Here is a 13,057-nt window from a genome sequence, read left to right on the forward strand (position 1 = left end):
CTCAGGTTTCTAACAGCCCTTCTTTAATTTGACGAAGCAAAACCTCATTAATCCTTATGTAACTTTCATGCGTCCAGCCACCAATATGAGGAGTAAGCACTACGCGATTGGAATTAATTAAATAATCAAAAACGGATTGCTGTTCTTCTGTAAGCGTTTTTAATTTTTCATTTTCTAAAACATCCAGGCAAGCTCCGATTATTTTTCCGGATTTCAAACCTTCTACAACCGCAGTCAGATTCGCAACTTTCCCTCTTGACAAATTCATCAGGTAAAAAGGCTTGGAAAAACGGTCAATGAAATTTTGATCAACCAGATATTTTGTTTCGTCGGTAAGCGGAACGTGTAAACTCAATATGTCAGCTTCCTGCATAATTTTTTCCAGAGAAGCTTCTTCTGCAAAGGCATCGCCATAATTATCGCGGTATTTGTCATAAGCTAAAACCTTGCATCCAAAACCACTCAACCGCTTCGCAGTGGCTCCTCCATTATTTCCATAACCAATAAGCCCAACGGTTTTATTCATCAACTCCACTCCCCTGTTTCCTTCCCTGTCCCAAATACCGTTGCGAACTTCCTTATCCGCTTTTACAATATTAGCAAGCAATCCCAGAAGCATTCCTAGCATATGCTCGGCAACAGCATCCCGGTTTCCTTCACCCGCATGAAAAACTTCAATGCCTTTTTCTTTTGCTATATCAAGATCAATCAAATCAAGACCAGCTCCTGCACGGGCAATAAAGCGAAGTTTTTTTGCCGGTTGCATTACTTCCAGATCAACAAAAGTTTTACTTCGGATAAATAATCCCTCAAATTCAGGTAACGCACGGATAATATCTTCCCTTTTGTATTCGGGATGATAGGCATATTCCCAACCTTCCGCTTTTAACATAGTAAAAAGTGACGGATGCATGGAGTCTGCTATCAGGATTTTCATAGGAGCACGGGAATTTTTGTAACTTGCCAATTGATTAGTTTTACAAAAGTAATCAGAAATACATACAGTGGATGATATAAAAGCATATTCGATAGGAAGTTCTATGTTTAAAATCCTTCATTATGAATACAAAATTATTAATATCAGTACCTTGCAAAGTAATTTCAACAAAACAGAAATAACAATCAATACTATATCAAATAAATGAGTGAACTACCAAGTGATAAACCATTAATAGGGATTACGTTAGGAGATTATAACGGGATTGGCCCGGAAGTAATCCTTAAAGCATTGGAAGGAAATCAGTTAGCCAAGTTATGCACGCCGGTTATATACGGTTCTTTGCGCGTACTGAATCAATATCGCAATCTTTTTGAGATGAAAGACTGGACATTGCATGGCATACAGCGCCCTGAACAGGCTAACCCTAAATTGACGAACGTTATCACCTGCTGGCATGACCATCAGACAGAAATTCAACCGGGAAAAGTTACTCCTGAGGCAGGACAAGGTTCTTTATCTTCTTTGAAACGTGCTGTCGAAGATCTTAAAACCGGCAAATTACATGCCGTCGTTACTGGTCCTATCAACAAAGACAATATTCAAAGTGCGGAATTTAAATTTCCCGGACATACAGAATTCCTGGCAGAATCTTTTGAAGTTCAGGAAGCTTTAATGTTTATGGTTTCAGGCGATCTTCGCGTGGGTGTACTTTCTGGTCATATTCCTGTGAAAGATGTTCCGGCATGGGTAACTACGGAAAAACTGACGGCCAAAATTGAACAAATGTTATATTCATTGAAAAATGATTTTGGCATAAAAAAACCAAGATTGGCTGTTTTGGGGTTAAATCCTCACGCAGGTGAAAACGGTTTGCTGGGCAGTGAAGAAATTGATACGATTATTCCTGTTCTCAAAAACTTCCGTGAAAAGGGGAATCTTGTCGTGGGACCTTTCCCGGCAGATGGCTTTTTCGCCGCCGGAACTTACAAACAATATGATGCCGTACTAGCCATGTACCATGACCAGGGTTTGATACCATTCAAAACTCTGGCATTCAATGAAGGTGTAAATTTCACTGCGGGATTGTCTGCTGTAAGAACTTCACCTGACCACGGAACTGCGTATAACATTGCCGGGAAAAATCAGGCAGAACCTGGTTCATTATTACAAGCTATTTATCTGGCCTGTGATGTGGCAAAATACAGAACATCCAGTCAGGAGATCGATAAAAATGCACTGATTACAAAACCACAGCAGTCTGAAAGCCAGCATCCGGCAAAATCAGGAAAACAAAGACAAAACTGATGTAAGTAAAACAGCCCGGTTTTCCGTGGTCGCTTTCATCATTTAACTTTTAATTTAATTAAAGACCCCTACATGTTAAGATCCATGACCGGCTACGGTGTAGCAAACATCGAATCCGAATCGATCAACGTAACTGTTGAGATTAAAACACTGAATTCCAAATTCCTGGATATATATTGCCGCGTTCCCAGAAATTATTCAGAACGCGAAATAGAAATTCGTAACCTGGTTACACAATCTTTGGAACGCGGAAAAGTAGAAGTAAGCCTGACTGTACAGCCTGTTGGAAAGGCCATTGCTACTACTGCAGTAAACCGTCCGTTGGTGAAAGCTTACTTTAACGATTTAACAGAAACTGCTAATGATCTTGGCTTTTCTGGTGAATCAACAGATTTGCTTCGTATGGCGCTTCAAATGCCAAACGCGTACAATACCGAATCTGTAAGTGAATCAAATCGGGATAATGACTGGGCGCAGATTAAAGAAGCCGTTCATGAAGCGTTAAAAAAATGTACCGTTTTTCGTGAGCAGGAAGGAAAAATGACTGCGGATAAATTTGCAGATTATATCGGTACCATTTCCACACTTTTGGAAGAAGTAAAAGAACAGGATAAATTACGGATTCCAGCCGTACGTGAACGTTTGGAAAAACAAGTACGTGATTTGTTATCTGACGAAAATTTTGACCCGAACCGCTTTGAGCAGGAATTGATCTATTACATAGAAAAATTTGATATCTCAGAGGAAAAAATTCGTCTTGCCAATCATTTGCTGTATTTCAACGAAACGTTGCAATCGCCGGAAAGCAATGGCAAAAAGCTGAACTTTATTGCCCAGGAAATCGGACGGGAAATCAATACGATTGGTTCCAAAGCAAACGACTTCGGTATTCAGCGTTTTGTCGTTCAGATGAAAGACGAGCTGGAAAAAATCAAAGAACAAACAATGAATATTATATAAATGATTCCTGGCGCAAATCGCTTGCCACTGTCCTTTTATGAAGCTTTTGATACACGAACGCTAGCCCGGGAATTGCTTGGCTGCGAACTTGTTCACGATAGTCCCGATGGTATTACCACCGGGATTATTGTTGAAACAGAAGCCTATTTACAAGACGATCCGGCTTGTCACGCTTATCAGAAAAGAACACCACGGACCGAACCCATGTATGGCCCGGCTGGTACTATTTATGTTTATCTCATTTATGGAATGTATCAGTGTGTCAATGTTGTAAGCAATAAAACAGGCCATGGCGAAGCAGTACTAATTCGAGCATTGCAACCTACGAGAGGGATAGGGCTGATGGAAATGCGAAGGGAATTGTCCCGCAAAAAAGCTATGGGTGCTTTAACAAAATCAATTTCTTTAAAGGAATTATGCCGCGGACCGGGAAAACTTGTTCAGGCAATGGGAATAGACAGATCCGTTCACAATGGAAAATCTTTGGCTGACAGTTCATTATACATTACCCCGCGCCTACCAGAAAATCTGTTTGAAATAGAAATCTCTAAAAGAATTGGTATTACGCAGGGAACTGATTTTCTGTATCGTTATTCAATCAAAAACAATCCTTTTGTTAGCAAATAGATCAACAGCGGGCTACAAAACCAAAATTTATACTACAAACCAATAAAAGAAATACCTACATGTCGACTTTTTGTTTTATGATTTTCTATATTTGGCCTTTGTTTAAAATACTCAGCGTTATATAACTTCTTTTAAAAATTTATTTGGTTTAATACGCGCCCTGCCATACATGCCTGATCTTTTTGTGGCTAAACTTTACTCGTTAGCTTTTGTTTTACTGGTATACGTAAACCTTCTCGAAGGGAACTACTGTTTTGCCCAAACTTCAAGAGGTAATGAGCGCTCAGTGCAATCTAAAATTTTAAAAAATTTTCCGCAGGACACTTTACTGATATACAAATACCGTAAACTTGCAATGCAAAATTTATATTTTGATGCAGATAAAGCGGTACTATATTCTCAACAGATTCTTCGTTTAGCACAAAAACATCAATGGTCAAAAGGTAAGATTATGGCCTATGATCTTTTGTGTACATACTATATCATCGATGGCAGCTATGATATACTGAGAGAAATATCCAATGAAATACTCATTCTGTCTCAAAAAGAAAACCTTCCGTTATATACCGCTAATGCAAAAAGATTTCAAGGCGAATCCAGTGCGGAGTATAAGCAATTTGATCTCTCCCTGGCCAATTTCCAGAGTGCTTTCAAAATATACAGCGATATGAAACAAGACAGCTCCAAAGCAGTCTGTCTGGAAAATATTGGTAATTTTTATCGGGAGAAACTTGATTATACCCAAGCCATCCGGTATTACGATTTGGCATTTGACTCCTTTAAAAAGATCGGTTCGCAATGGGGAATGGCCTCTGTGCTCCAAGATCGGGGCTATCTTTATGTACGGAAAAATGAACCGGATAAGGCAGAAAAATATGTTACTCAGGCCTTGATGATTTTCCAAAAACTGAATAATCGTTTTGGAATTCTTAACGCATTAAACGACCTTGGAAATGTTTATTATGAACAAAAAAAATATGACCAGGCTATCGCAACAGAGAGTGAAGCATTAAAACTCAGCAAACTTTATCATTCCTCCCGCCAGACCAACTGGGCCCTTATATGTCTTTACAAGGCGTACAAAGCACAGAATAATGTCAAACAATCACTATATTATCTTGAACAAGTCGATTACATTCGCCGAACACGGCATATCGAACGCATTGCGAGAGAGTATAATATGTACAAGCTGATTTACGAAAATCAGCAAATGGAATCAGAAATTCAGCGTAAAATCATCAATGAACAAAATACGATCCAGAGTGTTCTGATTGGTTTTTTAATAATGATCGTTGCTTTTTCGGCGTTCCTCTGGTTTAATAATAAAAAGCTGAGAAGAAAAAATGCTGCGATAAAAGAAGCATTAGTCCAGGGACAAACCATTGAAAGAAAACGCGTTGCAGCCGAACTACATGACCATTTAGGCGGTACGCTGGCGTCGCTGAACTGGTATTTATATGGTATGGACAAAAAACTATTGTCCGAAGAAGAACAAAAAATATATAAAAGTGTCCATCAAATGGTTGGCGCAGCGTATCGGGAAGTCAGAAGTTTGTCGCATAATTTAATGCCGATTGAGCTTGAAGAACATGGGCTTATCGTAGCTTTACAACGCTTGGTCGGGAAATTGAACGAGAATAATTCCATCCAGTTTAATTTTGAAGTGGAGGGCCTGGACAAGCGACTCGACAAAAAGGTTGAATTTGAGTTGTACAGCATCCTGCTTGAGCTTACCAATAATATCCTCAAACATTCCAAAGCCGACAAAGCAGAAATCTCTTTAAAGGAATCCATTCGCAGCATTCATCTGACGATTAGCGACAATGGTAATGGGATCAAAAATAATTCTTTACATGGCGTTGGTCTGGGAAATGTGAAAAACAGGGTGCAAAGCCTAAAAGGAAAAATCATGATTTCTAATGAGGAAAACCCAGGAGCGAACATTGGAATTGAGATTCCTAAATAAACTTATTCTTCTTTAACCAAACTGTATTAACGTTCGTGGTGTTAGTCTATTTTGAGAAAACAAAACACGTCTAATGATTATTTCTGAAAAAGTTAGAGAATTTATACAAGCAATTTCGCAATCCATCACCGATCAAACTTTCATCAGCCTGTCTCTGGGCAATTATAAAGGCAAAGAAGAAAATCTTAAAAATCTTTATGTCAAAAGGATTCTGATCAAAAAAGAAGAAAAACTAAGCTTTACTTACCGCTATAAAACACGGGATATTGTTAAAAATTTTTCCAAAGAGGAAGCCATTGGCCTTATAGAAAATTTTCTTCTTGTAGGATTCAGGGTATCTACACTTTTTTCTACGGAATCGGATCTCCAATTTGAAATTCTGCATACGGATAAGGTTACTTTGAAGAAAAAAACTTCCTCAAAAAGTACAGCCTCTCTGGATCACGATAAAAATAAAAAAAGACTTATTCCGGCACAAAACAAATCTTACCTGACTGATTTAAAGATCACAGATCAGGAAGGAAATGTCTTTAAAAATGCGCAGGATAAATATAAACAGATCAATCATTATGTAGAAATACTGAGTTCGCTTATTAAGGAAATCCCTACCGATGGAGCCTTAAAAGTGGTGGACATGGGCTCAGGAAAAGGATATCTGACTTTTGCCTTATATGATTATCTTCAAAATGTATTAAATCTTCAACCGGAAATTACTGGCGTTGAATTCCGTGCAGACATGGTTACACTTTGTAATACTATTGCCGAAAATGCCTCTTTCAAACAGCTGAATTTTGTGGAAGGAACGATTGAAGATTATGAAAGCAAAGAAATCGATATTCTTATTGCACTTCATGCCTGCGATACGGCCACTGACGATGCCATTTTCAAAGGCATAAAGGCAAATGCGGAATTAATTGTAGTGGCGCCTTGCTGTCATAAACAAATCCGAAGAGAAATTGAAAAGCATAAAGCAAGCAACGACGTCGATTTCTTGACTAAATACGGAATTTTTCTGGAACGTCAGGCCGAAATGGTTACAGACGGAATCCGGGCAATGATTTTGGAATACTTCGGCTACAAAACAAAAGTTTTTGAATTCATTTCAGACGCTCATACGCCAAAAAACGTTATGATTGTCGGCATTAAAAATCATAAGTCAAATCCTGATCAAAGGCAGCTGCTGAAAAAAATTAAAGATGCCAAATCTTATTTTGGTATTGAATACCATCATTTAGAAAAAATGTTGGGAATTTAAGCTATGGCATGAGAATTTACATAGTTATTTTTTCAGAATGACAAAAAAGGTCAAAAAAGACCGTTTCCTAAACATGCTGTGTATATTTGCAGCTTTTTGCAAAAAACCTAATTACTATATATGTGGAATAAATTAGCAACTTACATAATCCGCTACCGGCTTTGGTGGGTTGCATTGGTGTTAGTCTCAACCGTTTTCATGGCGTACGAGGCAAAAAAAATCGAACTTTCATATCAGTTTGCCAGAATTCTTCCCGCAAACGATCCGGTTGAAAAAGAGTATCAGGATTTCCGTAAATTATTTGGCGAAGATGGCAGCGTAATGGTCATTGGATGGCAGGATCCAGGACTTTTTCAGGTTAACAAATTTCAGGACTGGTGCAAACTTTCCCAGCGCATTAAAGAAACCACAGGTATAAAAAATGTTTTGTCCCTGGCCAACCTGCAAAAAGTTGTCAGAAACGACAGTCTGAGCCAGTTCGATTTCGCTCCCATAATCAGGACAATTCCAACAACCCAATCAGAAGTTGATAGCCTGAAAAAGGAAATTCTTAATCTTCCGTTTTACGAAGGTCTGGTGCTCAACTCCAAAACAAATGCTACACTAATCGTTATCACTTTTAATGATAAGGCACTGAATTCAGCACGCAGACTTAGTATCGTAGGTGATATTGAAGCGATGGCTGAGGAATTTGCAGTTAAATATAAAACGGATTTACACTACTCGGGGATGCCATATATCCGGACTGTGAACATGAAGAAAATTTCCGGTGAAATGGAATTGTTCATGGGACTGGCCGTTCTGGTGACGCTATTTATCCTTTGGGCATTTTTCCGATCTTTCCGCCTTACTTTACTTTCTATCATCGTTGTGTTGATTGGAGTAATATTCTCGGTGGGTTTTCTGCAATTATTCGGCTATAAGATTACTGCACTTACAGGGCTCATTCCTCCCCTGCTCATTGTAATAGGCGTTCCAAACTGTGTATTTTTTATTAATAAATACCAGACAGAACTTAAAGCCGGTAGGTCAAAAGATGACGCTTTGCTTGAAATGGTGCGCCAGATAGGGCTCTCAACTTTCCTTGCCAATATTACTACCGCCATCGGTTTCGGCGTTTTCTATTTTACCAACAGTACTTTGCTGGTCGAGTTTGGCATTGTTGCTGCGATCAGTGTTATGGTAACTTATGTTATTTGTTTGTTACTGCTCCCAATCACACTTCATTATATGGATGTGCCAAAAGCACGTCACTTAAAACATTTGGATGGAAAATGGGCACATGGATTTCTATCAAAAATTAATTATCTGGTACATAACCGCCGCAAGGAAATTTATATCGCAATGTTCGTTATGATTATCGTTTCCGGATATGGGATGACCAAGATCAAAGCGATTGGGTTCGTTGTGGATGATTTGCCAAAAAACGACCCGGTTTACACAGACCTTAGATTCCTGGAAAAAAACTTTAACGGGGTTCTACCTTTTGAAGTGATGATCAATACCAAAGAAAAAAATGGCGTGTTTGGTGATAATGCCGCAGTACTTTACAAAATAAAATCGCTGCAAAACGAACTTGGAAAATATAAAGAGTTTTCAAAACCGGTTTCGGTTGTAGAAGCTTCCCGTTTTCTTTATCAGGCTTACCGGGGTGGTGACGCCAAATATTATGCTTTACCGGGCGCATTGGAATTAGCAAAACTGACCAATTATGTTCAGGGAAAACAAGGTGCTTCCAAACAAATAAATTCATTTTTGAATGAAGATAAAAGCGTAACGCGTGTAAGTTTCCAGATGGCTGATGTGGGATCAGAACGTATCAAAGTTTTGATGAAAGAAATCCGCCCCAAAGTGGATTCTATTTTCAATCCGGCTAAATACAAAGTGAGTTTGACGGGACATAGTCTTGTGTTTTTGAAAAGCAATGACTACCTGCTGGGGAATTTATATGAAAGTTTGCTGATTGCAATTTTGCTGATTGCAGTGGTTGGAATGGTACTTTTCCGTTCAATCCCTATCATTCTTTTGTCAAAATTACCTTGTCTTATTCCTTTGGCACTTACAGCGGGAATTATGGGGTATTTCGGGATTTATTTCAAGCCAACAACCATTCTTATTTTCAGTATCACTTTTGGTATCGCGTCGGATGGAACCGTTTATTTCCTTACCCGATATCGTCAGGAAATTTATGACAAAGGACTTAATGCTTCACAAGCCGTTACCAATTCGATTTTTGGAACCGGACTTAGTATGATTTATACAGCGATAATTCTTTTCTGCGGATTCTCAATTTTCTCTGCTTCAAGCTTCGGCGGAACAGCGGCAATGGGTGTCATGGTTTCAATAACGTTGCTGGTCGCGATGTGTACCAATTTGATCTTATTACCCGCCTTGTTACTTTCCATTTCGAAATGGCAGGGAAAAGGCGAAAAACCATCCTGACAAGCATTACCATTGCCTAGTAAACACTCCTATAAAAAACACAAAATGAAACACAAATTGCTCTCTGCGGCGCTGTTGGCGTTATGCTCAACAACGGCGACTTTTGCCCAGGCGGACTACCAGGCCGACTCGATTTTTATCCGTAAAATTTTTAACACAGCCTTATCCGAAGGTCATTCTTATGAATATCTGAGAGATCTTACGCAGAAAGTTGGAGCCAGATTAAGCGGATCAGCCGGAGCTGCGAAGGCCGTTGAATACACGAGAGATGTCATGGTAAAGGAAAACTTTGACAATGTGTTTTTGCAAAACGTAATGGTTCCGCATTGGGTACGTGGTGCAAAAGAGAAAGCGTATATTCTTTCTGGAAAACAAAAAATTGTTATTCCTATCGCTGCTTTGGGAGGCTCCGTAGCAACGCCAAAAGGCGGAACAAAAGCAAAAGTGATTGAAGTACAAAATTTCCAGGAATTAAGAGCGCTTGGAGCGGATAAGGTGAAAGGGAAAATTGTTTTCTTCAACCGTCCGATGGATCCTACCAGATTAAATACTTTTGAAGCTTATGGTGGTGCCGTTGAACAACGTGGTTACGGCCCGAGTGAAGCTGCGAAACTTGGTGCTATTGGCGCAATCGTTCGTTCAATGACCACAAGACTTGATGATTTTCCTCATACAGGCAGCCTACGTTATGCAAGCGGAGCCGGTATGATTCCGGCCGCAGCCATTTCTACAAACGGCGCTGAATTGCTAAGCAAGCTGATCAAAGAAAATGTAGATACAGAAATTTATTTTGAACAATTCAGCGAAACGCTTCCTGATGTACCTTCGCATAATGTGATTGGGGAACTGAAAGGATCTGAAAATCCTGCAAAATATATCGTTGTTGGCGGTCATCTTGACTCATGGGATTTTGCACAGGGCGCACACGATGACGGATCTGGCTGTGTTCAGTCGATAGAAGCGGTGCGTTTGCTTAAAGTTTTGGGTTACAAACCAAAAAATACGCTGAGAGCTGTCATGTTTATGAATGAAGAAAACGGTTTGAAAGGTGGTATCGCTTATGCGGATTCAGCTAAAAACAAAAATGAGAAACATATAGCAGCTATCGAATCAGATCGCGGTGGATTTATTCCTTTGGGATTTGGTGTTGTTGGAACTCCGGCTCAGAAAGCAAAAATAGTTTCCTGGACAAAATTATTTACACCTTACGGTTTATATGAATTAGGACCAGGCGGCGGCGGTGCAGATATTGGTCCGTTGGCTCCACAAGGAACTGTTCTTATGGAATTGATTCCAGATTCGCAAAGATATTTCGACTATCACCATGCTGCGAATGATACTTTTGACAAAGTCAGCAAGCGTGAACTTGAATTAGGCGGAGCCTCCATGGCAGCTATGTTATATCTGATTGACAAATACGGAGTAGAATAATTTAATACGAAACATAAAAAACCGGGGCCTGAATAATTTATTTATTCAGGCCCCGGTTTTTTTATCAGGATGATTAATCCTGCTTCACTTGAATCTTGTCAAATGAGATGTCCATCCAATCTTCAGGAATTTCGTCCAGATCTTCTTTCAGCTTTTCAGCCCAAAGTTCTGAAACTTTTTCAAGGTCTTTCTTTTCATAGCGATGCTCAACAATGGAGAAACTATCCTTTTTGTAAAGGACCACGTCAATAGGAAATTCAACGTCATTGTTACTTACACGTGTCGAATCAAAGGAAAGAAAACCTGCTTTTAAAGCTTGTTTCATCGTAGATTCATCATCCAGAACACGATTCAGAATCGCTTTTCCCTGACCAGAATTTCCAATAATTACATATGGAGACCCTTCATCAAGCTCCACCCAGTTTCCCTCTGAATACAAAAGAAAAAGTTTATGTTCAGCGTCATCTTTAAGCTGTCCACCAACAATTGTGTTTAGATTGAACTTCAAACCGGCACGTTCAAGAGCCTCTTTATCTTCAACAGCCACCCTTTTCACCTGCTCTCCAAACGCATTGACCGCCTTATACAATTTGTTATAAACTACTCCTTCTTCGATCAGTTCTTCAAAATAATGTACCGCCTTATCCCTTACCGAACGCAGGCCGCTTGTCATGATAAAAAGTGAATAATTATCCTTTTGAGCGATGTACATTTTCTTTTTTGTAGTCGTATTGGTACCGGCAGTTATCCTCGTATCCGCAATGGCCACCAATCCTTCTTTCACTTTAATTCCCAGGCAATAAGTCATAATTCCAATTTACTTTAAATAATGGAAGGATTCCCGTGTGAAATAAATCCCTCCTGTCGTGCAATTAAATCAATTCTGCACAAAAATACCAAATCCAAAAGGTTAGTTTAAGCTTTATCTAATAATTTATATAAGCTCATACCCTATTGTTTCTGTCAGGCTTTTGTACATTTATAGCATCCCGCATATAAAAGCATATTTTCTGCATTTAATTTTCTTCCTACAAATCAACCTTTATGGCGTCTAACGGACAATTGATCACAGCATTTTATACAAGTTTTCGCAACAAAGATTACAAAGGTATGCAGGACTGTTATTCCGAAAATGCCGTTTTCAATGACGAAGTATTTAAAGATCTCAACAGCGGCGAAGTGAAAGCAATGTGGGAAATGCTTTGTAAATCAGGAAAGGAACTGAGCCTTACTTTCGGCAATATTACAGAAAATGAAACAGGCGGAACGGCGGAATGGACTGCATCATATCTTTTTTCAAAAACTGGAAAACGGGTAGTCAATAATGTTCAGGCGAAGTTCATTGTAGAAAATAATAAAATTGTAAAACATACCGACGCATTTGACTTTTATATCTGGGCCCAACAAGCCTTTGGCGTAACAGGACTATTACTTGGCTGGACGTCTTATTTCAGAAATAAAGTTCAAACTACGGCCAGGGAAAATCTGGATAACTTTATGAAAAAGAACTAAATTATCATTCAATTACTATTCCCAATAATTCTTTCAAAAAATGAAAAAAGCAATTTTACTTTCATCTATGCTTTTCATAGGTGTAATTTCTGCCAATGCACAGGCATTCAGAGGTCTTGATGCAAGTCCAATGGATAAGGCTTTTTATCCTGACAATTTTTCACACGACCGTAAAGGCGATGACAAAGCACTTGTTCGTGTGACGTACAGCCGACCGGCTAAAAAGAACCGTGAAGTCATTGGAAAACTTGTTCCATTTGGAAAAGTATGGAGAGTTGGCGCCGATGAGTCAACCGAAATCAAATTTTACCAGGATGCAACAATTCAGGGACAAAAAGTTAAAGCAGGTACCTATGCTTTATTCGCAATTCCGGGCGAAACGGAATGGACGATTATCCTGAACAAGGATCTGGATTACTGGGGAGCTTACAGCTACAAAGAAGCTGACGACGTGCTAAGAGTAAAAGTGCCAGCAAAAAAGACAGCAGACAATATTGAAAATTTCACAATACAGTTTACAAAAGCAGATGCAGGTGCCGTGATGAAATTTGGATGGGAAAATACAGTGGTTGAAACGCCGATTACTTTCTAGTTTTACAAAATAAAAGGCTGTATCAGA

The 13,057-nt window shown here is 39.2% G+C and carries 11 protein-coding genes; 9 read left to right on the forward strand and 2 right to left on the reverse strand.

Annotation, left to right across the window (positions count from 1 at the left end; genetic code table 11):
* Position 1: 1 nt before the first annotated feature.
* Positions 2-937, reverse strand: a complete 936-nt coding sequence (locus FZF08_RS21245) for an NAD(P)-dependent oxidoreductase (protein ID WP_159472970.1) — start codon at positions 935-937, stop codon at positions 2-4.
* A gap of 204 nt (positions 938-1,141) precedes the next feature.
* Between FZF08_RS21245 and pdxA the strand changes: the two genes are divergently transcribed.
* The 7 genes from pdxA (at position 1,142) to FZF08_RS21280 (ending at position 10,926) form a co-directional block, all read left to right on the forward strand.
* Entirely contained in the window at positions 1,142-2,245 is a 1,104-nt protein-coding gene (pdxA, locus tag FZF08_RS21250; RefSeq protein WP_159472973.1) for a 4-hydroxythreonine-4-phosphate dehydrogenase PdxA, read from the forward strand.
* 72 nt (positions 2,246-2,317) lie between these two features.
* Positions 2,318-3,205 carry a YicC/YloC family endoribonuclease gene (locus FZF08_RS21255; protein ID WP_159472976.1) on the forward strand — a complete coding sequence of 296 codons (888 nt, stop codon included), beginning with the start codon at positions 2,318-2,320 and terminating at the stop codon, positions 3,203-3,205.
* Positions 3,206-3,832, forward strand: coding sequence for a DNA-3-methyladenine glycosylase (locus tag FZF08_RS21260; protein ID WP_159472979.1), 627 nt, complete (start codon positions 3,206-3,208; stop codon positions 3,830-3,832).
* A 355-nt stretch (positions 3,833-4,187) separates the two neighbouring features.
* On the forward strand, positions 4,188-5,798 hold the full coding sequence (locus FZF08_RS21265; RefSeq protein WP_159472982.1) for a tetratricopeptide repeat protein: 1,611 nt from the start codon (positions 4,188-4,190) through the stop codon (positions 5,796-5,798).
* 73 nt (positions 5,799-5,871) lie between these two features.
* Positions 5,872-7,053: an SAM-dependent methyltransferase gene (locus FZF08_RS21270; protein WP_159472985.1), complete on the forward strand. Its 1,182-nt coding sequence runs from the start codon at positions 5,872-5,874 to the stop codon at positions 7,051-7,053.
* Between the two features lie 120 nt (positions 7,054-7,173).
* Entirely contained in the window at positions 7,174-9,495 is a 2,322-nt protein-coding gene (locus FZF08_RS21275; RefSeq protein ID WP_159472988.1) for an RND family transporter, read from the forward strand.
* A gap of 45 nt (positions 9,496-9,540) precedes the next feature.
* Positions 9,541-10,926: a M28 family peptidase gene (locus tag FZF08_RS21280; RefSeq protein WP_159472991.1), complete on the forward strand. Its 1,386-nt coding sequence runs from the start codon at positions 9,541-9,543 to the stop codon at positions 10,924-10,926.
* Positions 10,927-10,999: 73 nt separating this feature from the next.
* On the opposite strand, the gene FZF08_RS21285 is transcribed toward FZF08_RS21280, so the two are convergent.
* A complete protein-coding gene (locus tag FZF08_RS21285) occupies positions 11,000-11,734 on the reverse strand; it encodes a peptidase (protein WP_159472994.1) in 735 nt (244 codons plus the stop codon).
* A 236-nt stretch (positions 11,735-11,970) separates the two neighbouring features.
* Here FZF08_RS21285 and FZF08_RS21290 point away from each other — a divergent pair, with 236 nt between their 5' ends.
* Both FZF08_RS21290 and FZF08_RS21295 read left to right on the forward strand, forming a co-directional pair.
* On the forward strand, positions 11,971-12,438 hold the full coding sequence (locus tag FZF08_RS21290) for a nuclear transport factor 2 family protein (protein ID WP_159472996.1): 468 nt from the start codon (positions 11,971-11,973) through the stop codon (positions 12,436-12,438).
* Between the two features lie 40 nt (positions 12,439-12,478).
* Positions 12,479-13,030, forward strand: coding sequence for a DUF2911 domain-containing protein (locus FZF08_RS21295; protein WP_159472998.1), 552 nt, complete (start codon positions 12,479-12,481; stop codon positions 13,028-13,030).
* Positions 13,031-13,057: the final 27 nt, after the last annotated feature.

The sequence above is a fragment of the Dyadobacter sp. 3J3 genome (assembly GCF_009801115.1).
Taxonomy (GTDB): Bacteria; Bacteroidota; Bacteroidia; order Cytophagales; family Spirosomataceae; genus Dyadobacter.

Excerpts from the sequence above, each read along its gene's own strand:
- FZF08_RS21275 (WP_159472988.1), top strand. The coding sequence starts at position 7,174 with ATGTGGAATAAATTAGCAACTTACATAATCCGCTACCGGCTTTGGTGG.
- FZF08_RS21280 (WP_159472991.1), top strand. The coding sequence starts at position 9,541 with ATGAAACACAAATTGCTCTCTGCGGCGCTGTTGGCGTTATGCTCAACA.
- FZF08_RS21270 (WP_159472985.1), top strand. The coding sequence starts at position 5,872 with ATGATTATTTCTGAAAAAGTTAGAGAATTTATACAAGCAATTTCGCAA.
- FZF08_RS21295 (WP_159472998.1), top strand. The coding sequence starts at position 12,479 with ATGAAAAAAGCAATTTTACTTTCATCTATGCTTTTCATAGGTGTAATT.
- FZF08_RS21285 (WP_159472994.1), bottom strand. The coding sequence starts at position 11,734 with ATGACTTATTGCCTGGGAATTAAAGTGAAAGAAGGATTGGTGGCCATT.
- FZF08_RS21255 (WP_159472976.1), top strand. The coding sequence starts at position 2,318 with ATGTTAAGATCCATGACCGGCTACGGTGTAGCAAACATCGAATCCGAA.
- FZF08_RS21290 (WP_159472996.1), top strand. The coding sequence starts at position 11,971 with ATGGCGTCTAACGGACAATTGATCACAGCATTTTATACAAGTTTTCGC.
- FZF08_RS21265 (WP_159472982.1), top strand. The coding sequence starts at position 4,188 with ATGCAAAATTTATATTTTGATGCAGATAAAGCGGTACTATATTCTCAA.
- FZF08_RS21245 (WP_159472970.1), bottom strand. The coding sequence starts at position 937 with ATGAAAATCCTGATAGCAGACTCCATGCATCCGTCACTTTTTACTATG.
- FZF08_RS21260 (WP_159472979.1), top strand. The coding sequence starts at position 3,206 with ATGATTCCTGGCGCAAATCGCTTGCCACTGTCCTTTTATGAAGCTTTT.
- pdxA (WP_159472973.1), top strand. The coding sequence starts at position 1,142 with ATGAGTGAACTACCAAGTGATAAACCATTAATAGGGATTACGTTAGGA.